This window comes from Streptacidiphilus anmyonensis, from assembly GCF_000787855.1.
Lineage (GTDB): Bacteria > Actinomycetota > Actinomycetes > Streptomycetales > Streptomycetaceae > Streptacidiphilus > Streptacidiphilus anmyonensis.
In genome coordinates, this window is sequence record NZ_BBPQ01000003.1 from 45343 (window position 1) to 69851 (window position 24509).

Here is a 24509-nt window from a genome sequence, read left to right on the forward strand (position 1 = left end):
GCGGGTGCCTCCGGTCAAGGCTTACATGCACGGCCGGATGGTTGACGGCGGCCGCGGACTGATCCACTACGGGCGAGCAGGAAGACGCCGTCCTCCCCAACGAGCCGACCGTGCGCGTCGGCTCAGGACTGGGTGCCGAACCGTCAGCGGGGAGCCTCGCCCATGGTGCGGCGCCAACGTGCTTCGGCGATGGAGTAGAGGCCGAAAGCGATCAGGCCGAGTGCGACGAAGACCAGGCCGTCTCGGTCGACGGCGTGGCCTCGGTAGGGGCCGCCCGCGCGGGTGGGTGCCGAAGGTGCGGACGGCGAGCGCGGGGCCGCTCGCCGGGGACGACCTCCAGCACCCAGCGATGACGTCCGTGTGCGGGTACGGCACGCCGGATCAGTCGTTCGACTCAAGAGATCACGGCGCCGCCTGACGGAGCATGGCGGTGACGACGACTGCCGTCGCACCACAGCGACACCCGGCGGCCCGCGCCCCGGCGCGGGCCTACGGGGCGCGAACGTGCTCGCCCTCGCCCGTTGTCGGGGAACCGCGTCGTCGTGGCGAGAGGCGGATCTCCTGGCGTCGGCCGAATCAAGGGGAAGGCACCGGAATGACGAGGCGCACACTCGGTCCAGCGAGCGCGCTGTGATCGGCCGCGAGCTCGAACGGCAACGGATCGTCACATTCCTGTCAGGGCTGCCGACTCGTGGCAGTACGCTGCTGGTGACCGGAGCCTCTGGTATCGGTAAGTCCGCTCTGCTCGCCTTCGCCCGCCGCGAGGCGGAGACCAGGGGCGTTACCGTCCTGTGGACGGCGTCGGCCGTTCCGGAGTCGGGGCTGCGCTATGCGGCGCTGCACCGACTGCTGCTGCCGTTGCGCTCAAGGGTCTGCGCACTGAGCGTGTCGGAGCAGGCCGAGCTGGGTTCTCTGTTCGGGGGAGGGGACCCTTCGATCGGCCCCGAGCGGCTCGCCGCGGCGGTGCTGAGCCTTCTCGACACCGTAGATGGCACGGTCCTGGCCTGCGTGGACGACCTCGACCGAGTCGACCGGGACAGCCGCGACGTGATCGTCGAGATGGTCGCGGGGTGCGGCTGGCGTCGGGTCGGACTGATTCTCGCGGAGTCGTCCGACGCCGGACGGGGCCCGAGTGTCGACGGCGCGGACGTCTTGCCGGTCACAGCGCTGTCCGACGCCGAGTCGCGGCGACTTGTGCGCCTTCGACGAGGGGTGGTCGGCCATGCCGAGCAGGAACTGGTCCTCGCGGCGGCACGGGGAAATCCCCTGGCACTGGCCGAGCTGACGCTGCCGGGCGCAGAGGACGGCGACACGGCGGGGTTCGGCATGCCGTCAGCCGGTGCCGCGCTGGCGCACGCCCATGCCCACCGGTTCGCCGCGTTCTCCGACGGGGCCCGGGTCGTGGCCCTGGCCGCGGCCCTGAGCGTCGACACGGCGGCAGACACCGTGCTGCGGGCCGGCGGGGCATTGCTGGGAACCGTCGAGGCCGCTCGCCTGAGCCTCGATGAGGCGGTGTCCCACGGCATCCCGACCGTCAGGTCCGGCGTGATCTTGTTCCCGGACCCGCTCGCGCGCGTTGCGATCACCGGACTCGAGCCCACGACACGCCGCGTGGACGCCCACGCGGCCCTCGGCGCGGTGACGCGCGATCCACGCCGCGCGGCCTGGCACCTGGCCCAGGCGACCCTGGGGAGGGACGAGAGGCTGGCCCTGCACCTGGAGGAGTTCGCTGCCTCCTCGGACACGGCGGTGAACGTTCTGGCCGCCTTGGCGGCACTCCGCCGTGCCGCCGTCCTGTCGCCCGATCGCAGGAAGCGTGCGGTCCGGCTGCTCCGGGCGGCGGAACTGGCATGGGAGCACGGGTTGACGAAGCAGGCGGCGCGGTGCGTGCGGGAGTCGGACGCGAGCGATCTGGGGGCCGTGGACGCCGCTCGGCTGCTGTGGGTGCACGAGCTCCTGGCGGACCACGCCGGGGTCCAGCGCGACCGCATCGCCGAGCTCTGCTCCGCGGCGCGCGAGGCCGCCGTCCAGGACCGCGCTCTCGCCGCGGAGCTGCTGCACGCGGCGGCACGCCGCTGCTGGTGGCAGACGGTCGGCGGCGCAGAGCGGCGGCTCGTGCGGGACACGATGACGGAACTCGGACTGACCGGGGACGAGCCGCACGCGCTGGCCGTGTCCGCCTTGACGACCTGCCCCTCGCGGCGGACGGCGCACGTGCGCGCGGAACGGGTAGGTCCCAACCGGGCGTCGGAGGTCACGCCGGACGACCTCGATCCGGTGGCGTGCCGCCTCCTGGGGCAGGCCACCGCGTTGACCGGTGACCTGGAGCGTTCGAGGGGGTTGCTGCAGGAGGCGGCGGCGCGGAACCGCGCGACCGGGCGGTACGGACTCCTGCCGCAGATCCTGGTGCCGCTCGCCATGGGCGGCGTGTGGCGGAGCCGGGAGTGGGATTCGGTGCTGGCCGAGGCCGAGGAAGGCCGCACCATCGCCGAGGCCACCAGCCAGCCGCGGTGGGTCGCCCTGGCGGACGGTGCGGCCGGTCTGGTCAAGGCGCTGCGCGGCGACGACGAGGGAGCGCTCGCCCATGCGGCCTCGGCGGAGGCGGCGGCGCTGCGGCTGCGTCAGCCGCGACAGTTCGGACTGGCCGTGCTGACCCGGGCCCTGACCTCCACCGGCGCGGGTCGATTCGCCGACGCCTACCGGCAGTTGCTCCCGCTTTTCGACGATCCGGCCATGTCTCACCCCTACGAGCAGGGACACGCGCTCGCCTTCCTGGCCGAGGCGGCCTTGCCGGTGGGCGAGGCCGACGCGGCCCGTGTCGTGGTGGAGCGGCTCGCTGAATCCGCCTCTACCGGCCCGACCTGTCTGCTGACCCGGCAGGTCGCCTTCGCGAGAGCCGTCCTCGCCCCGGACGACCGCGCCGAGGGATACTACGAGCGCGCGCTCGGTGCGGGGAGCGGGGATTGGCCCCTACTGCACGCCATGACCAACCTGGGCTACGGCACCTGGCTCAGAAGGCGTCGTCGGGTCGCGGAGTCGCGTACGCCGCTGCGGGCGGCCGCGGCCACGTTCGCCGCGCTGGGGGCGCAGGCTCACGGGGACCGCGCGCTCGCGGAGCTGCGCGCCTCGGGGGCCGCCGCCGGGACGTCGTGCGAGGCCGCGGAGCTCGTCCTCCTGCTCTCCCCTCAGGAACGCACCATCGCGGGGCTGGTGGCGGAGGGGCTCTCCAACCGGGCGATCGGCGAGAGGCTCCACCTGTCGCCGCGTACGGTCGCTTCGCATCTGTACCGGATCTTCCCCAAGCTCGACGTCACCTCACGCATCCAGCTCTCGGCGAAGCTCGGCAAGCGCTGACCTGCTCCGTCCCTCCGCCCCGGGGCGGAGGGACGGGGCTGTGGACCCCACGACCTCGGCGAGCTGCGCCCTGGAGGTGACACCCAGCCGCGGGAAGACCCGGTACAGATGCGAGCCGATGGTGCGCGGCGACAGGTGGAGCTGCTCGCCGATCTCACGGTTGGAGAGCCCCTGCCCGGCCAGCCGGGCGATGCGCAGCTCCTGAGCGCTCAGCAGGCGGGCGGCGCCTGCGCGGTCGACGACGGGCAGGGCTCCACGGTCCGGGCGCTCCCCGGAGGCGCGCAGCTCGGCGGCGATGCGTGCGGCTCTGGCATCGGCGCCCATCACGGCGAAGCCCGTGGCGGCGCGACGCAGTGTCACGCGGGAGTGCGCGAGCTGATGCCGGCGACGCAGCCAGCGGCCGTGGGCCAGGCGCAGCATCGCCTCGAGGGACGGCCAGCGGTGCAGGTCGAGCGCGCAGGACGCGGTGAACAGGGCCTCGGCCTCGGTGTCGTCCGCTGCCAAGGCCCTTGCCACCGCGAGCTGGACCGCTGCCAGCGGACTCGGGTCCGGAAGTACGGCCCTTTCCCAACGATCAAGCAGTTCCTGGGCCTCGGGGCCGGCGCCGAGGTGGGCGGCGGCTTCGGCGAAGGGGACGAGGCCGAACAGCGTGCCGGCCCCCGACCCCGGTTCGCGCAGCAGGGCCGACAGCGTGGCGAAGCCCCCGGGAAAGTCCCCACCCTCGACCTGAGCCAGGGCGACGCCCAGAGCGAGCAGGTCATCGATGCCGCCGAAGGACCGCCGGGCCGCTTCGAGGCGCGCGGAATCCCGGAACGTGACGACCTGTCCGGTCCGCAGGCCGCAGGTCAGTTCCGCCAGGCAGTGCGCGGCTGCGGCGTGGTCGCCTTGCGCGTGCCGGTCGGCCAGCGCCCGGCAGCGGTGGAGCGTCTGCTCGGCCTGGCTCCAGTCACCCAGGGCCAGGTGGGCGACGGCCTGCCGAACGAGGAGCCGAGGCAGCTGATCAGCGGTGCCACGGAAGAGGTGGCGCTGCTCGGCCTGACGCTGGAGGTCCAGTGCCCGAACCGGGTCGCCGGCGTAGAGGGCCGCTTCGGCGAACTGCTCAACGTGCTGGAGCGGCATCGTGCTCAGGCCGCCTACCGCGGCGAGCCGTCGGACGATCACGGCCCCACGGCGCATGGGCGCCACGGTGGCCTCGACGTGCAGCGACCGGGGGTCGGTCCCGACGCCCGGCAGCCGGTCGAGGTAGCGCAGCAGGGCTTGCGCTCCGGCGGTGTCGCGGACGAGCGAGGGCGCTGTGAGGCGGGCCAGGGCCAGTGCGCTGTCCGTCTCTCCGTCTTCCTGCGGAGCGGGCCAGGTTCCGGGGTCGGTCTGCGACGGCTTGTGGTCCGGCGCATCGGTCAGGGCCCGACTGTGCAGGCGGGCCAGCGGCGGCAGGGGGAGCCGGGAGGCTCGGTGGGCCAGTCGGCGTGCCAGGTGCGGCATCCCCAGGTCGGAGGCCAACTGGGCGGCCTGCAACGTCAGCGGACCGCGGCGGGTCGGGTCCGGGTGCAGCTGGGCTGCTCGCTGGAGCAGCCGGACCGCCCCCAGCGTCTGTCCCCGCTCTAGAGCCAGGTGCGACACGGACGCGAGCCGGTCCGCCAGTGCCGGGTCCGGGCCGTCGACGGACTGGGACAGATGCCACAGGTGCTCGGCGGAGCCTTCCGGCAGCTCCGCCGCGAGGGCCGCATGTGCGCGCCGGCACTGTTCCAGGGCGACCCCGTGGATCGCCGCGCCGGCTGTCGCGGGATGGCGGAACACGAGGCGCGCGCCCTTGATGTGCACGATGCGAGCGAGCTCCGCGGGTTCCAGATCCGCGAAGTCGAGTGCTGTCTCGGCGAGCCGGCCGGCCGCCGCCAGCAGCAGGGGGAGCTCGGCTTCGGGGTGGAGCGCGGCGACCAGCAGGAGATCCCGCGTCCTGGCCGGAAGCCGGGGTGCCTCGGGCGTGAGGGCGGCGGCCAGTCGGTCCGAGGACAACGGCCGGTGCGGAGCGGATTCGTCCGTCGCAGCCGGCAGTTCCAGCAGGGCGAGGGGATTGCCCGCGGCTGTGGCCAGGAGCTCGCTGACGGTGTGCGGGTCGTTGCCGGGGCGCCGCTGTGCGAGAAGTGAGGTCGCGTCGGTCGTGGACAGCGGGCCGAGCGCGATCTCCGGCAGACCGGCCAGGGTGACGTCCTGCGGGTGGTCCGACCGGGAGCCGATCAGGAAGCCCAGCGCGGTGCCCTCCGTGCGCCGGGCGCTGAAGGAGAGGATCTCGCGGCTCGCCGCGTCCAGGGCGTCCCAGTCGTCGACGGTCACGAGGAGCGGCCGGGCCTCCGCGGCCGAGACGAGGGCACGGAACACGGCGAAGGGGAGTCGCGGGTCGGTTTCCGCGGCCCCTTCCCCGCCCACCAGCAGGCTCTCCAGCAGCCGGGCCTCTCGGCGGGCGGTCGTCGATCCGGCTGCCAGGACCGGCCAGATGAGCTGGGGCAGCGCCGAGAGGGGGGACGGACTGCCGCCGCGGATGCCCGCGCAGCGCAGGACCCGCCCGCCCGCACCGTCGGCGAGCTCGACCACCGCGTTCAGCAGCTCGGTCTTGCCGGAACCCGCCGTGCCGAGGACGACCTGGGCCGCGCCGTGTGCGCGCGCCTGACGCAGGAACGTCCGGAGCCGACGGAGTTCGGCGTCGCGGCCGACGAATCCCGGCCGTGGCGAGAGCGGGGCGGCGAGCACGTCGTAGACGTGGGTGGAGCCCTCGGCCGGGTCCTGGGTCGGCTCCGGGCTCACCGGCCAGGAGACGTCGGGCTGAATGGTCATGAAGGCCCCCTTCCGCGTGCGGTGCGCGCTCCGCGGGGGAGATGGGTGCGGGAGCGCACGTCGTGTGCTTCTCCATCCCAACGCCGCGCCGGCCCGTGAACCAGGAAGTTGGCATGCAGCTTGGCTGCATGTCCTGGCCTCAGCGCAGCAGGTGGTCGAATTCGGCCTCCCAGTCGATGAGTTCCGGTTCGCGACCGCGAGGGACCAAGGTGAGCGTCTCGCCGAGCCAGGTCCGCAGGAGATCCGCGGGGAACTCCAAGACGGCGGAGCTGTGGCGCCCCCGCAGGAGCATCCGCAGCGCGGTCCCGCCCCGGGACGGGTGCGGCGGCCAGATCCGGACGTCACCCTCTCCGCACCGGGTGCGCAGGCCGGTGATGAGGAGTTCGCGGGACACCACCCAGGAGGCGACGATCCCGCCGGGCCGGGGGAAGTCGAGGGTGACCGCGAACGGCTCGCGGACGTCGTAGCTGAGCTGTGCGTCCAGCGTCAGGAACTCCCACTCGTGCACCAGCATCCGGGGTTGAAGGTGAAGCGAGACAGTGGTGGCGCGGGGGACGGACGGACCGTGGGGCGCGGCGTCGGAATGCTGCATGCGGGTCTCCAAGCGTCGGAGGGAACGGAGGGGATACGCGCCGCGCGGGCGGCTGGTTCGGCGGCTCGGCCGTCGGTGCGGAGCCGTCGGACCAGCCGCCCGCGCGCGGACCGCGGGACTGTCGGCCGCGGGGCTCAGCCGAAGAAGCGCATCAGCAGCTGCGCCATCTCCTGGGGGTGCTCCTCGAAGATCCAGTGGCCGGAGTTCGGGATGACGACGCCCTGGACGTGGGCGGCGTACGTGCGGACCTGGTCCGCCACGTTCGCACCCAGGCTGTTCGAGGCGCCGACCGCGAGCACCGGCATGGGCAGGGGCTTCTTGGACAGCACCGCGTTGTCACGGATGTCCTGGCCGAGGGACCGGAACCAGCCGAGGCTCGCCCGCAGGTGGGCCGGGTCACTGATCCCGCGGGCGTACACGGAGACGGCGTCGGGAGCGGCCGCCGCGTCCTTGCGGACCGCGAACATCCGGATGAACAGGTCGACCCAGGTCTGCTCGCGGCCGTGGATCATCTGCTCGGGAAGACCGTCGGTGACATTGAAGAACCCGAAGTTCCAGACGCCGGGACCCTGCGCCGTCAGGGCGGGGAACCGGTAGATGCTCTGGTCGGGGATCGGGGCCTCCGAGAGGACCAGCCTGGACACTTCGTCCGGATGCTGGGCCGCGTACGAGTAGGCCACCATGGAGCCGATGTCGTGGCCCACCAGGTCGATGTGGTGCTGCAGGCCGAGCTCGGTCAGCAGCGCGTACACGTCCTGCGCCATCGTCTTCTTGTCGTAGCCCGTGGCGGGGGCGCTGGATCCGCCCGCCCCGCGCAGATCGGGGGCGATGACGGTGTAGTGCCGGGCCAGTGTCGGCAGCACGTCCCGGTACTCGTACCAGGTCTCCGGATAGCCGTGCAGCAGCACCAGCGTGGGGCCGTGGCCGCCGCGGACGTAGTCGACGGTGATGCCGTTGGCGCGGGTGCGGTGCTCGGCGAAACCGGCCGGCAAGCTGGAGTGCGCCTGCGCGGCCTGAGTGGTGGCCGACGCGACGGCGGCCTGGGCGATGCCCACGGTCGACGCGGCGAGGAGGGTGAGGGCGACGGAGGCCCGGAGCGGTGTGCGGACGAGCCGCCTGAGGTTCTTGGACATACCCCGGACGCTAGAAGCGGGCCGGTGCGCGGGGCTTCCGTCGGTCGACTGATCCCGGCCGCCCGTGGCAGGCCGCGCACGCAGCCCACTCGACCAGTCAGGAGACTCAAGCGGCCGGGTCGACGCCGCTCGTAGGTTCGCGGTGTGCAGGACAGCAGCCCCACGCGGTCCACGCGCCACGGCGTGGGCCTGGCCAGGCCACCCCGGCCCGACCCGACGGAACGGAGAGCGTCATGACGATCCATCAGTACCGGCCGGTGGCCGCCTGCTGGGAGTGGCAGCAGCGCGCGAGCTGCCGCGGGATGGACAGCTCGGTCTTCTTCTCCCCGACCGGCGAGCGGGGTGACGCGCGCCGTGCCCGCGAAAGGCTGGCCCGGGCCGTCTGCGCCGGATGCGAGGTCCGCGAGACCTGCGCGGCGACCGCGCTGCGGGCCGGGGAGAGGTTCGGTCTGTGGGGCGGTCTGTCCGAACGGGAGCGGGAGGAACTCCAGCTCCGGAGGAGTCGCTCCCGCGCGGCGGAGAGCGGGATGAGGAGGCGGGCATGACGGGTGTTTCGCATCAGCACGACGAGGCGGCGCTGGAGGTCGTTCGTCAGGCGTACGCGTTCCTCGAGGGCACCCGGTCCGGCTGGGAGGACCTGGTGACCGAGGACGTCGTCATCCGGCAGTCGCCGGAGGCTCCGTGGGGTGGGCGCCACGAGGGGCCGGACGGGTTCCGGCGCTTCCTCGCGCTCTTCGGCTCCGCCGCGCGCAGCCGGCTCGAGTCGCGGGAGCTGTTCGTGGCCGCCGACCTGATCGTCCAGGTGGGCGTCTCGCGCGGGGAGATCCTCTGCACCGGCGCGACCTTCGAGACCCGGGAGATCCACCTGTGGCGGGTCCGCGACGGGCGGATCGCCGCGCTGGACATCCACGTCGAGTCCGCTCCGCTGCTCGCGGCGCTCGGCAGTCGGGACTGACGGAGAAGACCCGACGGCGACGGCCGGAGGATCCCACCGCGGGTGGTGGGGTCCTCCGGCCGTCGCCTGCGTTCGTCCGTGCGAGGCTCAGGCGCCGGCCGCCGGTTCACGCAGCGCGCTGAGCGCGCCGTCCAGCTGCCGCAGCTCGTCGAAGACCGCACGCAGGGAGTCCGCTGCCGCCTGCGCGGGTTCGAGCTGCCCGGCCGCGTCGACGAGTCCGCCGACGAAGGGGAGCGCCACCGCGTCCGGCACGACCGTCATGCCGACCGCGGCCACCACCTGCTTGATCATCTGCGCTGCGCGCGTGCCGCCGGCCAGGCCGCCGTAGCTCACCAGTCCCACCGGCTTGTAGCGCCACTCGTGGAAGAGGTAGTCGATCGCGTTCTTCAGGTCGGCGTTGAACCCGTGGTTGTACTCGGGCATCACGAAGACGAACGCGTCCAGCGCGTCCACCGTGTCGCTCCAGCGCCTCGTGTGCGGGTGAAGGTAGTTGCGCAGGCGCGGGTGGTGCGGTTCGTCGAGGAACGGCAGCGCCGTGTCGCGCAGGTCGATGGCGGCGACCTCGGCGAAGCCTCCGTGGCGCAGCGCCTCCGACTCCACCCATCGCCCGACGGCGGGTCCGACGCGCCCGGGGCGCGTGCTCGCGGTGATGATGCCGAGACTGGTCAAGGGATCGATCCTCTCTGCGGGCCGGGGCGGCCGACGCCGCCTCCGGTAGGGGACGACGGACTCAGGCGTGCACGCCGAAGGGGCCGAGCACGTCGCTGTCGATGCGCAGGGACTCCAGCATCGCGGCGGCGTTGTCGACGGTGAAGACGTCTGCGGCGGCCAGTCGACCGAGGTACTTCGCCGTCACGGGGCCGGCCGCGCGTTCGGCGACGGCCTCCAGGTAGGTCCTGAAGACGGCCCAGGAGTTGCCGGTGGGGCCGTACTTGGCGAAGAAGGGGGTCGGGTCCACGCCCTCCAGGGCCGACTTGGCGCTGTCGCGCAGATCGCCCACGTACTGCCGCTGGAGCTCCGCGTCCGCGCGGGTGCCGAGGCGGCCGAGGTGGCCGCCCACCAGGGTGTTCCAGCGGTAGCCGAGGGCCACGTCGTGCGCCCGGATCCAGCCGGGGACGTCCTGCGAGACCGCCAGCCGGGTGAACGGCACCCAGCCCGGATACACCACGTCGACGACCATCAGCGTCCGCTGGCGGGGCGCGCGGACGAAGATGTTGTCGGGCGCGTGGTTCGGCCCGTGGTAGTGCAACTCCAGCCGCTCGCCGCCGACCTCGACGACCAGGTGGTCCTCGAAGACGGTGTCCGGAGCAGGCCGCAGCGGGTCGGCCGCGCGGCGCAGCAGCCATCGGTTCTCGGCGTGCCCGATCCGTTCGGCTCCGCCGAACAGCCCGGAGGCGCCGATGTGGTCCGCGTGGGAGTGCGAGTGGATCAGGTGGGTGACCCGGTTGGGCAGCCCGGCGGGACGGGTGACGTCGTCGATCGCGCGCTGGAGGTTGTGGCCGAGCGTGGGCGGGGCGTCGACCAGCATGACGCCCTCACGCGTCGTCAGGAACATCGCCTGGTAGCTGCCGTCGGTGACCCAGTGCAGCGCGTCCGCGATCGGCGCGACGTAGTACCCGGCGGCGTTGAGGGCCGGGCCGAGCGACGACGGCGGGACCGGGGCGAAGTCGGGGAGGGTGTCGGCGCGCGCGGGGCTGGCCAGGTCGAGGCCGGTCAGGGCGGCTGCGGCGGGCACGGCGGCGGCGACGGCCGCGTGACGCAGGAAGGTGCGGCGGGGCGCGGGTGTGCGCACGAAGTCGGCGGGCAAGGTGGTCCTCTTTCCCTGTGGGGGACGGGCATGGATGTGACCGAGCATCAGGGGCCGTCGGTCCCCGGCGCTTCGGTCAGTCGACTGAGGCCGCCTGCCTGACGTGGAGGTGGGAGGCGGCGGCCAGGGCCAGTCGGTCGACTGAAGCGGTCCCCGGGCTGCCCGGAGCAGCCTGGCGGGGTCGCGCAGCAGCTGCGACGACAGCCCCCACTCCGTGAAGTGAAGGAGAAACCCATGCCGAAGCGGCGCACGCTCACCCTGACGGCCTCGGCGGCGGTCCTCGCCGCCGCCCTCGGGCTCACCGCGGCCATGCCGTCGGCCGGCGCGACCGTGCCCCCCGGCGGCGCGGCCGTCCTGCCCAACGGGCCCAGGCCCACGATCGTGCTGGTCCACGGGGCCTGGGCGGACAGCTCCAGCTGGGGTCCGGTGATCAAGGACCTTCAGCGCGACGGCTACACCGTGAAGGCTCCCGCCGTCCCGCTGCGGGGTCTCGCCGAGGACGCCGCGTACGTCGCTTCCGTCCTGAAGCAGACGCCCGGTCCGGTCGTTCTCGTCGGACACTCCTACGGCGGGGCCGTGGTGACCCAGGCCGCGCCGAGCGACCCGGAGGTGAAGGCCCTGGTCTACGTGGCCGCCTTCGTGCCGGACGTCGGTGACAGTCTGGGCAGCCTCTCCGCGCGGCCGGTCGCCCACCCGATCCCGCAACTGCCCCTGGTGCCGCTCAGCTACCCGAAGGCCGACGGCAGCACCGGCACCGACCTCTACATCGACCCGGCCAAGTACCACCAGGTCTTCCTCAGCGGGCGCCTGTCGGACGCGACCGCGCGTGCGCTCGCGGCCGAGCAGCGCCCGCTCTCGCTGGACGCCGTCACCGGCACCGCGACGGCCGCGGGCTGGAAGACGGTGCCGTCCTGGTACCTGGTCGCCAAGCAGGATCAGGCCATCGCGCCCGACCTGGAGCGGTGGATGGCGGCGCGGGCGGGCGCGCACACCGTCGAGGTCAACGCACCCCACCTGGCCATGGCGGTCGTCCCTGAGAAGGTCGCCGACCTCATCGAGGAGGCGGCCCGATCCGCCGGGTGACAGGTGTCATTCCCCGTATGATCATTTCATGCGCGAATCGGTCGGACGGGTCCAAGGTGCGGCGGACCCGGCAGGGCTGGGATCCAGCCCGCTCATCGGCAGGGAGACCGAACTCCAGGCCGTGAGTTCGCTGCTGGCGGCCGAGGGCGGAGGCGCCCTGGTCCTGGCAGGGGAGCCCGGCATCGGCAAGACGAGTATTCTCGTCGCCGCCCAGGAGGAGGCGCTCCGGCGTGGCTTCCGGGTGCTGCGGGTCTCGGGCAGCGAGACGGCGGCGGACGCGCCCTTCGAGGGCCTCCGCCGCCTGCTCGCCGGGGTGCTCGACCACGCGGACCGGCTGCCGGCGACACAGGAACGCGCCCTGCTCATCGCGCTCGGTCTGCGGGAGGGGCCCGCGCCGCAGCCCTTCCTGGTCGCCCTCGCGACGCTGGACCTGCTCGCGGAGGCGGCCGAGCAGGCCCCGCTGCTGGTGGCCGTCGACGACCTGCACTGGCTGGACCAGTCCAGCGCCGACGCACTGGCCTTCGTCGCCCGACGCCTGGGCTACGACCCCGTCGTCCTGCTGGCGACCTCCCGCACCCGGGCCGGAGAGCGCCCGGTCCCCGCAGACCTGCCCCGCCTCGACCTCGACACGCTCTCCGATGCCGAGGCGGGGCTCGTGGTCGCCCGGCTGCACGGCGGTCTGGACCCGGCCGCGAGGGACGGCATCCTCCGCGCGGCCCGCGGGAATCCGCTGGCCCTCGTGGAACTGGCGGACAGGTGGACGGACGGTCGGACGGACGGGCGCACGATCGAGTGGACGGCCGCGGGGGCGCCGGGACCGGCCGGCGACGAGCCGCCGCTGAGCGCCCGCCTGGAGCGGGCCTTCGTCGGGCGTCTGGCGGAGCTCCCGTCGGCCACCCGCGACGTTGTGCTCGTGGCCGCGGTCGACTCCGGCGACGAGGTGGCCGAGGTCGTCACCGCCGCCTCCGCGCTCGCGGGCCGTGAGCTGACGGTGGACGACCTCGAACCCGCCGCCGAGACCGGACTGCTGCGCTTCGACGACCTGCGCGTGCGGTTCCGCCACCCGCTCGTGCGCTCCGGCGTACTCCAGGCGGCCACGCCCGCCCGGCTCCGCGCCGCGCACGCCGCACTCGCCCGGGTTCTCGCCGACGACCCCTACCGAGCCGTCTGGCACCGCGCGCTCGCCCTGGACGGGCACGACGAGCAGGTCGCCGGGCAACTGGAGACCTACCACGTGCAGGCCCTGCAACGGGGCTCGGCCCTGGAGGCGATCCGGATGCTGGAGCGGGCCGCACAGCTCTCGCCCGACCCGGCCGAGGCGTCCCGGCGGCTCCTGCTCGCGGCCGAGCACGGATTCGGGCTGGGGCGCGCGGACCTGGTCCGGCGCCTGCTGGCGGAGGCCGACCGGGAGGACCTGCCCGAGCTGGAACGGGCCCGGACGGCCTGGCTCCAGGGGATCTTCGAGGACGGCGTACCGGGCGACCCGGCCCCCGTGCTCGAACTGTGCCGGACGGCCCGCCGCTCGGCGGTCGCGGGCGACGTGTCGCTGTCGCTCAACCTGCTGCTGGGTGCGGCCCTGCGCTGCTGGTGGGCGGAGACCGGTCAGGAGGCCCGCACCGCGGTGGTGACCGCTGCCCGGGAGTTGGACGGCGTGGCCGACGACGCGCGGTACCTCGCCACTCTCGCGGTGGCGGAACCGGTCCGGCTCGCTCCCGAGGTGCGGCTCGCGCTGCTCCGGGCCGCGGACAGGCTGGCGCCCTCCGTCGACGCCGCCGAGCTGCGGCTCCTCGGCATGGCGGCGCACGCTGTCGGGGAGACCCCGCTGGCCGCCTCGTTCCTGGACCGGGCGGAGAGCCGGCTGCGCGCCCAGGGGCGGCTCGGTCTGCTGCCGCACGTTCTCGGCATGCAGGTCCAGACCCGGACGGAACTCGGGGACTGGCGGCTCGCCGCCCAGGCCGCCGAGGAGGGGCACCGCCTGGCGGTCGACACCGGGCAGCCCATCTGGTCCGCCGGCACCCTGGTCGGGGACGCGCGTGTCGCAGCCATGCAGGGGGACGCCGAGACCGCGCTGCGACTCGCCGACGAGGTCGAGCGGCAGCTGTCCGGCTCGGGCATCAACGACCTGCTCGCCTGCGCCCAACTGGCGCGCGGCATCGCGCTGCTGATCGCCGGGCGGCCCGAGGAGGCGTACCAGGCGCTGCTCACCGTGCTGGACCCGGCGTCACGCTACTGGCACCAGCGCGAGAGCTATGGCGCGCTCGGATTCCTCGCGGACGCCGCCGCCGGGCTCGGGCGGAACGCCGAAGCCCGGGCGGTCGTCGACGCGGCGCAACGCGGCTACGGCCCGCAGCCGGCCACGCTCGCCCAGGTCAACCTCCGGTACGCGCACGCCGTGCTCGCCGACGACGAGGAGGTGGAGGCCAGGTTCGCGGAGGCGTTCGCGGCCGACCTCACCCGCTGGCCCTGGCCCCGCGCCCGCCTCGAACTCGCCTACGGCGGCTGGCTGCGGCGCCGGCGGCGCAGCGCGGAGTCGCGCAGCCCGCTGCGGACGGCGCTGGCCACGTTCGAGGTGATCGGCGCGCGGCCCTGGGCCGAGTACACCCGGGCCGAACTGCGGGCGGCGGGCGAGCGGACGGCGGCACGCGGCGAGGCGGGGAGAGCGCCGCTGACCGCGCAGGAGCTCCAGATCGCGCGCCTGGCGGCGGCGGGTCTGTCCAACCGGGAGATCGGCGAGCAGCTCTATCTGTCCCCACGCACCGTGGGCTCCCACCTGTACCGCGTCTTCCCCAAGCTCGGAATCACCTCACGCAGTCAGATCGCACAGGCGCTGCGGCAGTTGTAGGAGCAGGACGTCCCGGCACGGCGCCGACCGGCGGCCAGGTCCGCCCCGAGCCCGACCCACCCGGGCAGCCTCCGGCCTGCGGGCGGCCACACCGCCGCTTGCGCGGGCCGCCGGTCGCCCGGCCCGGCTCAGGCGGCGTCCGGCGACTCCGGCTCGGCCAGGGCGGCCGCCAGCTGACTGCGGTTCTGCACGCCGAGCTTCGGGAAGAGCCGGTACAGGTGCGAGCCGACGGTCCGGTGCGAGAGGTAGAGGCGCTCGCCGATCTCCCGGTTCGACAGGCCCTGCCCGGCGAGACGGGCGATCTCCAGCTCCTGGGGCGTCAGGGCCGCCCAACGGCCAGGGCCTTGGCGCTCCACCGAGAGGCCGGTCGCGGCCAGCTCGCGTCGGGCCCTGGACGCCCACGCGGGGGCGTCCAGGCGGTCGAAGGAGCGCTGCGCGGCCTGTAGCAGCTGCCGGCTCTCGGTGATACGCCGCCGTCGGCGCAGCCACGTTCCCTCGGCGAGATCGAGCCGGGCCCGGTACCAGGGCGAGCTGTGCTCGCAGCGCAGCCGGGCCGCCTCGAAGCAGTCCGGGGCCTCGTCCTCGTCGGCCAGCCACACCCGGGCCAGGGCGAGCGAGCGCAGCACCCCGCCCGCGGTGGTTCCCTGCGTCAGCTGCTCGATGTGGCGCAGGGCCCGGCGGCCCTCCTGTTCCCGGCCGACGCCGTGTGCCGCCTCCGCGTAGTAGTCCAGCGCCCAGGCGCACTGGGGTTCCTGGTAGACGGCCGAGGCCGGGTCGAGCATCCTGCCGAACTCCTCGAAGGCGAGCCCTTGGTCCCCCTGGCCGAGGGCGGTGAGGCCGCGGGTGAGCGCCATGCCGTTGCCGACGGCGACGTTCCCGCTGACCACCACGGCCTCCTGGACCTCACTGAGCAGCCGCATCGCCAGGCGCTGTCGCCCGCGGATCCCTGCCAGATTGGCCAGACCAAGCCGCGCGCAGGCCGCCCAGGTGGTCTGTCCGGTCTCCTCGGCGAAGCGCAGCGCCTCGTCGGAGGCGGCGCCGGTGTGCTCCCACTGACCCAGGTACAGGGCGGCGAAGGCACGCAGCACCAGGACCTGGGTGAGGGCCGCCAGCCGCCCCTGCCGGCGCAGCCCGCCCTCGGCCGCCAGCGTGAGCGGCACCGTGTGCTCGAAGGAACCGCTGACGAAGCCGGCCATCGCCAACGGGCCGATCAGGGCCGGCTCCAGCGCGTCGGCCGCCCCCGCGCCGTCGAGGTGCGCCACGATCGCGGCCCCCTTGGCGAACGGGGAGAGGAAGGCGTCGACGAGGACCGGCCGCGGGTCACGGGGATCGAGTGCGACCCGGTCGGCGACGGCTCGGAGCCCGCCCAGCAGCGCGGCATCGCCCACCGCGCCCCAGTAGCAGGCGCGGGCCGCTCTGACCAGCAGGTTCGCCGCGAGGTCCGGGTCTTCGGAGTCGACCGCGTCGCGGGCGGCGATCTCCAGACGGCGGATCAGGGCCGTGCCGCCGGGGGCCCCGTCGTCGAAGGCCGTCTCCAGGGCCACCAGTCGGCCGGTGTCCTCGGGCGCGAGCGTGGCGGAGCGGACCCGGTCGATGAGGGCGCGGACGGTGTCCGGCCGACCGAGCTCGAACGCGACCTCCGCGGCGCGCAGCAGCCGGTGGCCGGCCGTCGGCTCATGGGGCGTCAGCTGCGCCGAACGCTCCAGATACCGCTGGGCGACGGCCGGTGCGCCGCGCGTCAGGGCGCGGTCCGCGGACGCCTGGAGCGCCGCGGCCACCTGCTCGTCCGGCCGCTGCGCCGAGGCGGCCCGGTGCCAGCTGGACCGGTCCGCGTCGTCGGCGAGAGCCTCGGCCAGGGCCGCGTGGGCGGCGGAGACCGCGCTCGGGGCGGCCGCGGCCACGACGGCCGAACGCATCAGAGGGTGCCGGAAGTACATGTGGTCGTCCGCGAACTCGACCAGACCCGAACGCAGCGCGTCGGCGCGTTCGTCGGCCGTCACCTGTCTCCCGGTCAGCTGTCGGACCGCCCGCTCCGACTCGTCGAGTGAAGCGCCGTCCTGAAGCGCGGCCACCAGCAGCAGAGCGCGAGCCGCGGGGCCGCACTCGTCGAGGCGCCCCGCGAACGCGTGTTTCAGCCGCTCCGGCAGAGCGAGCGGGCCGCTGGTGCCCGGATCCGTCACCGTGCCCGGCAGCTCGCGCAAGGCCAGCGGGTTGCCCTGGGCGAGGACCAGCAGACGCTCGCGCTCGCCCTCGCTCAGCGACGGCGCGCCGGCGGCGAGCAGCTCCTCCGCCGCGGCACGGTCGAGCGGACCGAGCGGTAGGCGCGTCCAGGCGTCCTGCCCGCCACCCCCGGCCGGAGCGGCCTCCCGCGTCGACAGCAGCAGCAGGATCGGCTCGGCGGCGACCCGGCGCGCGACGAACTCGACGACCTCCCGGCTGGCCGGGTCGGCCCACTGGAAGTCGTCGACGATTGCGACCACCGGGCGGCCGTCCGCGCTGTCGGAGAGCAGCTCCAGGGCCGCGAGGCCCACCCACGCCGGTTCCACCGGCTGCAGCGGTTCTGCCATGCCGAAGGCCGCGAGGAGTGCGTTCCGCTGGGCCGTCGGGAGGCCGTCGGCGCCCGTCAACAGCGGGCGCAGCAGCTGGTGCAGGGTGGCGAACGGCAGGCTCTCCTCCGCGTGGGTGCCCACAGCGCGCAGCACCTGGAATCCCCGCCGGCGTCCCTCGTCGGCGCAGGCCCGCAGCAGTGCCGTCTTGCCGATGCCTGGCGCGCCGCTCAGCCGGATGCAGGCACCCCGACCGGGAAGCCTGTCCCAGATCCGTCGGATCCGGGCGAACTCCTCCTCACGGCCCAGCAGGGGGCCGGGAACTGCGGCAGCGTGCACGGTCGGGCCCCTCGATCACCAGCGGTCCGCACAGCATACGGTCAGCCGCCTCCTGGCTGCCCCGGCGGCTGACCAGGCGAAAGAGCAGTCGTCCGACTCAAGCCGGAGCGCGGCGGCGCGCCTACGGTGCAAGAAGGAAGTCGACGACACCTTGAGGAGGCACACATGACAGGGGAGCTTTCCGGCCGGACCGCCGTGGTCACCGGCGCGAGCAAAGGCATCGGCCTGGCCGTCGCCGAGGCGCTGGCCCGCGCGGGCGCCGAGGTGGTCGCGGCCGCACGCACCGCCTCCGCCGGGCTGGACGTGCTGGTGAAGTCCGGCGCGGCGCGCTGGGTCCCGGTGGATCTCACCGCCGCCGGCAGCGCCGAGCACTTGGTCGAGGCGGCCGGCGAGCGGATCGACATCCTGGTCAACAACGTGGGCTCGGCCCCCGCCAGGCCGGGCGGGTTCCTCAGTGTGACGGACGCGCAGTGGCGGAGCACGGTCGATCTGAACCTGTTCGCCGCCGTCTCGGTGACCCGTGCGGTGCTGCCGCGCATGCTGGAGGCGGGCCGCGGCGCGATCGTCACCGTCGGGTCGGTCAACGCCGAACTGCCGGACCCGACGGTCGTCGACTACAGCGCCGCCAAGGCCGCCCTGGTGAACTTCACCAAAGCCCTGTCGAAGGAGTTCGGGCCGCGCGGCATCCGGGTGAACAGCGTCAGCCCCGGGCCCGTCGAGACCGATCTGTGGCTCGGGGGCGGCGGTGTTGCCGAGACCGTCTCGGCCGCCGCCGGGCTGCGCCCGGACGAGGTGCTGGCGCAGGCCGCCTCCGCCACAGTGACGGGCCGCTTCTCCCGTCCCGCGGAGATCGCCGACCTGGTGGTGTTCCTGGCGAGCGACCGGGCCGCGAACATCGCCGGCAGCGACCTGCGCATCGACGGCGGGTTCGTGCCGACCTGGTGATCCGGACGGCTGCCGGTGCGCGGCGCTCAGTCGGTTGACGGAAGCCGGCCGCGGCGCCGTGCCCGGAGTCTGGCACCCCGACCGAGCAAGAGAAAGGCCTGACATGAGTGTGTCCGCACGTCCCGTCGTCTTCATCCACGGTCTGTGGTTGCACCCGGACTCGTGGGCGCCCTGGGTGGGGCTGTTCCGCGAGCGCGGCTACGAGGCCCTGGCGCCCGGCTGGCCCGGCGTCGCCGCGACCGTCGAGCTGGCGCGAGCCGATCCCGAGAGCATCGCCGACCAGGGGATCGACGACGTCGTCGACCACTACGCCCGGATCATCGACGAGTTGCCGGAGCCGCCGATCCTGGTCGGGCATTCCTTCGGCGGAATGATCGCCGAGAAGCTGCTCGGACAGGACCGGGCGGCGGCCGCGGTGGCGGTCGACGCCGCGCAGATCAAGGGCGTGCTGCCGCTGCCGCTCTCCTCCCTGCGGGCCACCCTCCCGGTGTTCCGCAACCCGGCCAACAAGCACCGGGCTGTCTCGCTCACCGCCGAGCAGTTCCGCTTCGCCTTCGGCAACGCGGTCAGCGAGGAGGAGTCCGCCCAGCTCCACGAGCGATGGACGATCCCGGCCCCGGGCCGGCCGCTGTTCGAGGCGGCTGCGGCCAACTTCTCTCCGCACTCCCCGGCGAAGGTCGACACCGGCAACGACGGACGCGGGCCGCTGCTGCTCGTCATGGGTGGCCGGGACCACACCGTGCCGGAGGCCATCACCAAGGCGACACTGAAGCAGTACCGGGGCTCCGAGGCCGTGACCGACCTGATCGAGTTCGCGGACCGGGGGCACTCGCTCACCATCGACAGCGGGTGGCGCGAGGTCGCCGAGGCGTCCCTGGACTGGCTGGCCGAACGCGGCTTCTGAGGCTGCCCGCCGCCCGCGCCCACCCCGGGCGCCGCCCGACCATATGCAGTCAACGTACTCAAGTCCCCGCGCTGCCGGCCGGTTAGCGTCGCCGGCGTGGAAGCGCGGGCCGGGAGGACGGACATGTCGGAGGCGACGGAGCTCGTGGGGCGTGCGCCCGAACTGGCCGCCCTGCGACGCCTGTGGGCGTCACCGCGCCGGTCCGCGGGCGCGGTGTTCGTCCTCGCGGGGGAGCCCGGGATCGGCAAGACGGCGCTGCTGGACGCGGCGCGCCGGTTCGCCACGGCCGCCGGGGACCAGGTCATGGCCACCGTCGGGGTGGAGGCGGAGGCCCGGCTGCCCTTCGCCGGTCTGCACCGGATGCTGCGCCGGGTGAGGCGTCACGGGCCACCGCTCCGGGAGCCGGAACGGGAGGCGCTCAGCCTCGCGTTCGGGGAGTCGGAGAGCACCGGGCCGGTCGAACTCGCGCTGATCAACCGCGGTGCCGCGCTGCTCCTGCGGCGCGCCGCGGCCCTGCGTCCGGTGACCTTGCTGGTTGACGACATCCAGTGGGTGGATCCGCCCAGCCGCGAGGTGCTCGGCTTCCTGGCCGGGCGCGCCCGAGACCTCGGGCTCCGGATCGTGGCCACCCAGCGCCCCGGGCCACCGGCCTTCGGCCCTGAAGCCCTGGCCGAGCTGCGCACCGTCGACCGGCTGACCGACGAGGCGTCACGGCTCATGCTGCGGAGCCGCGGCGCCCTGCTCGGCCCGGAGCGCGAGCGGCTGCTGCTGCAGCAGGCCGACGGCAACCCGCTGGCGCTGCGGGAACTCGCCGTCGACCCCGGGGAGGACGGAGGGTGCGACGGCCTCTCGGCGCGGCTCGAACGTGCCTTCGGCAGCCGGGGCGCCGACCTGCCCGCCGGCGCACGCGACGTGCTGCTCGTGGCAGCCGTCGACAGCTGCGGCGATCTGGAGGAGATCCGCGCTGCCGCCTCGCTGCTGACCGGCCTGACCGTGACCGAGGAGGACGTCGCGGCGGCGGTCCGGGCCCGGCTGGTGCGGGTCGGCGAGGGAGAACTCCGGTTCCGGCACCCGTTGGTCCGCTCCGGCGTCCTGCGCGGCGAGGCCGCGGTACGCCGCCGGCACGCCCACCGGGCACTCGCCCAGGTGGTGCGCGAGCCGTTCCGGCTCGCCTGGCACCGGGCGGGCGGCGTCGCGGGACACGACGACGCGGCGGCCGACCTGCTCGCGCAGGCGGCCGAGTCCGTCCTCGGCCGCGGCGCGGTGCTCTCCGCGGTGGAGGCCCTGGAGCGCGCCGCCACGTTGACCACCAGCCGGCCCGCTCGCGGCAGGCGACTGCTTCGGGCAGCCGAGCTCGCTTTCGACCTCGGACGCGGGGAACTCGTCGAACGCCTCGTCGCCGAGGCGATGACGTTGGTCGTCGACGAACTGGACCGGGCGCGCGGCCAATGGCTGCGGGAGATCTTCAGCGACGGGGTACCCGGGGACGCCCTCCGGGTCCTGGAGCTCTGCACGACCGCTCGGCGGGCGGCTGCCGCGGGCGACCACGACCTCGCTCTGAACCTGCTGCTCGGCGCCGCGCTTCGCTGCTGGTGGGCCGAGACGGGCCCGGAGGCACGCGCGTCCGTCGTCGACACGGCCGACGCCCTGGTCGGCGCGGGTACGTGGGTCGGCGAAGACCCACGCTGGCTGGCCGCGCTCGCGGTCGGCGAGCCCGTGCTGCGGGGCCGGTACGTGTGCGGGCAGCTGGACCGCCTGGACCCGGTGCGGTTCGACGACCCGGCGAGCCTGCGTCTGCTCGGCATGGCCGCGCACGCCGTCGGTCATGAGGTGAAGGCCGCCGACATGCTCGACCGGGCCGAGCTCCTGCTGCGCCGACAAGGCCGGATCGGGCTGCTCGCCCACGTGCTCAGCATCCAGGTGACGGTGCGCTGCGTGCTCGGCCACTGGGACGCTGCCGAGGCCGCCGTCGCCGAGGGCTTACGGCTGGCCGAGGAGACGGGCCAGCCGGTGTGGACCAGCGGCACCACGGTCTGCCACGCCCAGGTGTGCGGGCTCCGCGGCGACGCCGAGGCGGCGCGACGCGCCGCAGCTCAGGCCGAAATCCCGGCTCGCTCCCGAAGGTTGACCTGCCTCCTCTCCTGTGTCGGATTGGCCAGGGGCCTGGCTGGGACCGCCGAAGGGGACGACCAGGCCGCCTTCGGCGAGTACCTCGCGCTGTTCGACCCGGCTTCCGCCGGATACCACCCGCGGCAGAGCTTCGACGGTGTCGCACTGTTCGCCGAGTCGGCCGTGCGGGCCGGCAGGATCGCCCAGGGGCGGGCCGTCCTGCGCCGCCTGGAGGACCAGGCCCGGATCACCCCCGCGCCCCTCCTCGCCGTCCAACTGCCCTATGCTCGCGCGGTACTGGCGGACGAGGCCGAGGCTGGAACGCTCTTCGAGGCCGCCCTGGCCCAGGATCTGGACCGCTGGCCCTGGATGGCGGCGCGGCTGGACCTGGCATACGGCGCGTGGCTGCGGCGCACCGGGGAGCGGGCGGCGGCGCGAACCGCCCTGGAGGCGGCGCGGAGAGGCTTCGCCGACCTCGGCGCCGTCGTCTGGACAGGCCGCGCGCAGGCCGAGATCGACGCCCTGCGCTGAGCGCTCCGGGCGTCCGGCGCAGTCACCTGACCGAAGCCGCCGCAGGGCGCCGTCGCCAGGCTGGAAGCGAGCGGCCCGGGGAGCGGGCCGCGAGCTGCCCCAACCTCCAACCAGCGGAGACGACATGACGTCCATGCCCGTGGCGGGCCTCCCGGCCGCAACGCCCGCCCACCCCGCCGACCTCGTCGTACGCAACGCCCGGATCCACACCGGGGACCGCTCGCGTCCCTCGGCCACCGCCCTCGCCGCGGTGGACGGCCGCCTGGTCGCGGTCGGCGACGACGCGGACGTGGCCGCGCTGATCGGCCCCCGCACCGTCGTCGTCGACGCGCTCGGACGGCGCATGGTCCCCGGACTCAACGACTCGCACAACCACGTGGTGCGCGGCGGTCTCCACTACGTCCTCGAGCTGCGCTGGGACGGCGTGCCGACGCTGCGTCAGGGGCTGGCCATGCTGCGCGAGCAGGCTGCCCGCACTCCCACCGGGCAGTGGGTGCGCGTGGCGGGCGGTTGGAGCGTGGAGAGCGTGGCCGAGCACCGGATGCCGACCCCTGCGGAGCTCAACGCGGCGGCTCCGGACACGCCTGTCATGGTGACCCACCTCTACCAGGCCGCCGTGCTCAACCGTGCGGCGCTGCGCGCCGCCGGCATCACCCGCGACACGCCCGACCCTGTCGGCGGCCGGATCGTGCGCGGACACGACGGAGAGCCGACCGGCATGCTGCTCGCCTCGCCCGGCGCGCTGCTGCTCTACTCCACCCTCGCCAAGGCGCCCGTCCTGGACCCGCACGGACAGCGGGAGTCGACCCGTCAGTTCCTCCTCGAACTGAACCGGTTCGGGCTCACCTCGCTGATCGACGCCGCAGGCGGCTTCCAGGCATTCCCCAGCGGGTACCAGGCGGTGACCGATCTGCACGACGCCGGGGAGCTGACAGTCCGCATCGCCTACCACCTCTTCCCGCAGACGCTCGGCCAGGAGGTCGAGGACCTGCGCCGCTGGATCGGCATGGTCCGTCCTCAGGACGGCGACGCGTGGCTGCGCCTGAACGGCGCGGGGGAGAACCTCACCTGGGCCGCCGCCGACTTCGAGAACTTCGCCCAGCCTCGGCCCGAACTCGGTCTGTACGAGGAGCAGTTCGAGAAGGCCGTGCGTCTGCTCATGGAGAGCGGCTGGGGTTTTCGACTGCACGCCACCTACGACGAGACGATCCGGCGCGACCTGGCCGTCTTCGAGAAGCTCGCCGCCGAGGGGCTCTTCCCCGGCGGCAACCGCTGGCTGTTCGACCACGCCGAGACGGTCTCGCCGGAGAGCCTGGACCGGGTGCGCGCCCTGGGCGGCGCGATCGGGGTCCAGCACCGACTCGCCTACCAGGGCGAGACCTTCCGCGACCGCTACGGCGCGGGCGCCGCCTCCGCCGCCCCGCCGCTCGGGGCGATGCTGGAGCGTGGCCTCACCGTCGCGGCGGGCACGGACGCGACCCGGGTCTCGACGTACAACCCGTGGGTGGCCCTGCACTGGCTGGTGTCCGGCCGCAACGTGGGCGGTGTGCTGCTGCGCTCGCGGCCGAACCGCGTCGACCGGGTCACCGCCCTCGCGATGTACACCGAGGCCGGCGCCCGGCTCACCGGCGAACAGGACGTCAAGGGCGTGCTGCGTCCGGGCTGCTACGCCGACTTCGCCGTGCTCACCCGCGACTACTTCACCGTCGACGAGGACGAGATCCCGTCGATCGAGGCGGCGTTGACGGTCGCCGGCGGCAGGATCGTGCACGCGGTCGGTGAGTTCGAGGGACTGGCCGCCCCGCGCCCCGCGGTGGAGCCCGCGTGGAGCCCGGTGGCCCACTACGGCCGCTACCAGCGGGCCGCGCACGAGCGGGGGAGCGGCGCGCGTCAGGCCGAGACCGTGCGCGAGGCGGCCGCCGAGTCCGAGCTGCACCGCCGCTGGCGTGTCGCGGGCGGCCTGTTGCCGGACGGCGCGCCGCCCGCCCCCGTCGACGCGTGCTTCCTCTGAGCCCGCAGGAGGTGAGCGGGACATGAATCTGGGGCTCCTCCTCCTGCGCGTGGTCACCGGCCTGCTGCTGGCGGCGCACGGACTCCAGAAGACCAGCTTCCGCCTCGGGGGAACCGGGCTCGCCGGAGGCGTCGCGGAGTTCCGCGACGACGGGTTCCGCGGCGGCGCGGCCACGGCCCTGGCCGCGGGCCTTGGTCAGCTGCTCAGCGGGAGCCTGTTCGCGCTCGGCGCGCTCACCCCGCTCGCCGCGGCAACGGCGGTCGGCGTGATGACCGTCGCCGTCACCGTGAAGTGGGCCCACGGGCCCTGGGCCCCGCACGACGGCTACGAGTACCCGGGATACCTGGTCGCGGTCCCCGCGGCACTGGCCTTCACCGGACCAGGCGGCTGGTCCGTCGACCGGGTCCTCGGCCACGCCGTCTGGCCGGTCACGGCCGGAGCCGCCGCCGTCGCCGTCGGTCTGCTCGCGGGCCTGCTCACCCGCCTCGCCCTGCACCGTGGGCAGGCGGTCGCCGGACCCGCCGAACCC

General features: G+C 74.3%; 16 protein-coding genes. 10 read left to right on the top strand and 6 right to left on the bottom strand.

Annotation, left to right across the window (positions count from 1 at the left end; genetic code table 11):
- The first annotated feature begins 630 nt into the window (after positions 1–630).
- Positions 631–3354, top strand: coding sequence for a helix-turn-helix transcriptional regulator (locus TR50_RS05140; RefSeq protein ID WP_042414873.1), 2724 nt, complete (start codon positions 631–633; stop codon positions 3352–3354).
- Here the strand turns inward: TR50_RS05140 and TR50_RS49665 are convergent.
- The 3 genes from TR50_RS49665 to TR50_RS05155 all read right to left on the bottom strand — a co-directional run bounded on the left by TR50_RS49665 (position 3316) and on the right by TR50_RS05155 (position 7908).
- Complete coding sequence (locus TR50_RS49665) at positions 3316–6183, bottom strand: AAA family ATPase (RefSeq protein WP_063775002.1); 2868 nt, start codon at positions 6181–6183, stop codon at positions 3316–3318. The two genes, TR50_RS05140 and TR50_RS49665, sit on opposite strands and share 39 nt — an antisense overlap.
- A gap of 139 nt (positions 6184–6322) precedes the next feature.
- Positions 6323–6775, bottom strand: coding sequence for an SsgA family sporulation/cell division regulator (locus TR50_RS05150; RefSeq protein ID WP_052440746.1), 453 nt, complete (start codon positions 6773–6775; stop codon positions 6323–6325).
- Positions 6776–6909: 134 nt separating this feature from the next.
- The gene (locus TR50_RS05155) at positions 6910–7908 is read right to left on the bottom strand and encodes an alpha/beta fold hydrolase (RefSeq protein ID WP_042414876.1); all 999 of its coding nucleotides are present in this window, start codon (positions 7906–7908) and stop codon (positions 6910–6912) included.
- A gap of 233 nt (positions 7909–8141) precedes the next feature.
- Between TR50_RS05155 and TR50_RS05160 the strand changes: the two genes are divergently transcribed.
- Both TR50_RS05160 and TR50_RS05165 read left to right on the top strand, forming a co-directional pair.
- Complete coding sequence (locus TR50_RS05160) at positions 8142–8453, top strand: WhiB family transcriptional regulator (RefSeq protein WP_042414880.1); 312 nt, start codon at positions 8142–8144, stop codon at positions 8451–8453.
- Positions 8450–8863 (top strand): nuclear transport factor 2 family protein, encoded by a 414-nt coding sequence (locus TR50_RS05165; RefSeq protein ID WP_052440747.1) that lies wholly within the window; start codon positions 8450–8452, stop codon positions 8861–8863. Before TR50_RS05160 ends, TR50_RS05165 begins: the two co-directional genes overlap by 4 nt.
- 87 nt (positions 8864–8950) lie before the next feature.
- On the opposite strand, the gene TR50_RS05170 is transcribed toward TR50_RS05165, so the two are convergent.
- Together TR50_RS05170 and TR50_RS05175 are read right to left on the bottom strand one after the other, a co-directional pair.
- A complete protein-coding gene (locus tag TR50_RS05170) occupies positions 8951–9532 on the bottom strand; it encodes an NADPH-dependent FMN reductase (protein ID WP_042414883.1) in 582 nt (193 codons plus the stop codon).
- 61 nt (positions 9533–9593) lie between these two features.
- Entirely contained in the window at positions 9594–10670 is a 1077-nt protein-coding gene (locus TR50_RS05175; RefSeq protein ID WP_236654285.1) for an MBL fold metallo-hydrolase, read from the bottom strand.
- A 234-nt stretch (positions 10671–10904) separates the two neighbouring features.
- Here TR50_RS05175 and TR50_RS05180 point away from each other — a divergent pair, with 234 nt between their 5' ends.
- Both TR50_RS05180 and TR50_RS05185 read left to right on the top strand, forming a co-directional pair.
- Positions 10905–11753, top strand: a complete 849-nt coding sequence (locus TR50_RS05180) for an alpha/beta fold hydrolase (RefSeq protein WP_042414885.1) — start codon at positions 10905–10907, stop codon at positions 11751–11753.
- 28 nt (positions 11754–11781) lie between these two features.
- Positions 11782–14595 (top strand): helix-turn-helix transcriptional regulator, encoded by a 2814-nt coding sequence (locus tag TR50_RS05185; RefSeq protein ID WP_052440748.1) that lies wholly within the window; start codon positions 11782–11784, stop codon positions 14593–14595.
- 128 nt (positions 14596–14723) lie between these two features.
- Here TR50_RS05185 and TR50_RS05190 read toward each other — a convergent pair whose 3' ends face one another.
- Positions 14724–17480 carry an AAA family ATPase gene (locus TR50_RS05190; protein WP_052440749.1) on the bottom strand — a complete coding sequence of 919 codons (2757 nt, stop codon included), beginning with the start codon at positions 17478–17480 and terminating at the stop codon, positions 14724–14726.
- A 165-nt stretch (positions 17481–17645) separates the two neighbouring features.
- Between TR50_RS05190 and TR50_RS05195 the strand changes: the two genes are divergently transcribed.
- From TR50_RS05195 to TR50_RS05215, 5 genes are all read left to right on the top strand, one after another.
- Positions 17646–18425, top strand: a complete 780-nt coding sequence (locus TR50_RS05195; protein WP_042414888.1) for an SDR family NAD(P)-dependent oxidoreductase — start codon at positions 17646–17648, stop codon at positions 18423–18425.
- Between the two features lie 103 nt (positions 18426–18528).
- A complete protein-coding gene (locus TR50_RS05200; RefSeq protein ID WP_042414890.1) occupies positions 18529–19329 on the top strand; it encodes an alpha/beta hydrolase in 801 nt (266 codons plus the stop codon).
- A gap of 123 nt (positions 19330–19452) precedes the next feature.
- Positions 19453–21969, top strand: a complete 2517-nt coding sequence (locus TR50_RS05205; protein WP_042414893.1) for an AAA family ATPase — start codon at positions 19453–19455, stop codon at positions 21967–21969.
- 124 nt (positions 21970–22093) lie between these two features.
- Entirely contained in the window at positions 22094–23980 is a 1887-nt protein-coding gene (locus TR50_RS05210) for an amidohydrolase (protein WP_042414911.1), read from the top strand.
- A 22-nt stretch (positions 23981–24002) separates the two neighbouring features.
- On the top strand, positions 24003–24509 hold a 507-nt coding region (locus tag TR50_RS05215), incomplete at its 3' end, for a DoxX family protein (RefSeq protein WP_042415440.1).

Excerpts from the sequence above, each read along its gene's own strand:
- TR50_RS49665 (WP_063775002.1), bottom strand. The coding sequence starts at position 6,183 with ATGACCATTCAGCCCGACGTCTCCTGGCCGGTGAGCCCGGAGCCGACC.
- TR50_RS05150 (WP_052440746.1), bottom strand. The coding sequence starts at position 6,775 with ATGCAGCATTCCGACGCCGCGCCCCACGGTCCGTCCGTCCCCCGCGCC.
- TR50_RS05155 (WP_042414876.1), bottom strand. The coding sequence starts at position 7,908 with ATGTCCAAGAACCTCAGGCGGCTCGTCCGCACACCGCTCCGGGCCTCC.
- TR50_RS05160 (WP_042414880.1), top strand. The coding sequence starts at position 8,142 with ATGACGATCCATCAGTACCGGCCGGTGGCCGCCTGCTGGGAGTGGCAG.
- TR50_RS05165 (WP_052440747.1), top strand. The coding sequence starts at position 8,450 with ATGACGGGTGTTTCGCATCAGCACGACGAGGCGGCGCTGGAGGTCGTT.
- TR50_RS05180 (WP_042414885.1), top strand. The coding sequence starts at position 10,905 with ATGCCGAAGCGGCGCACGCTCACCCTGACGGCCTCGGCGGCGGTCCTC.
- TR50_RS05185 (WP_052440748.1), top strand. The coding sequence starts at position 11,782 with ATGCGCGAATCGGTCGGACGGGTCCAAGGTGCGGCGGACCCGGCAGGG.
- TR50_RS05195 (WP_042414888.1), top strand. The coding sequence starts at position 17,646 with ATGACAGGGGAGCTTTCCGGCCGGACCGCCGTGGTCACCGGCGCGAGC.
- TR50_RS05200 (WP_042414890.1), top strand. The coding sequence starts at position 18,529 with ATGAGTGTGTCCGCACGTCCCGTCGTCTTCATCCACGGTCTGTGGTTG.
- TR50_RS05205 (WP_042414893.1), top strand. The coding sequence starts at position 19,453 with ATGTCGGAGGCGACGGAGCTCGTGGGGCGTGCGCCCGAACTGGCCGCC.
- TR50_RS05210 (WP_042414911.1), top strand. The coding sequence starts at position 22,094 with ATGACGTCCATGCCCGTGGCGGGCCTCCCGGCCGCAACGCCCGCCCAC.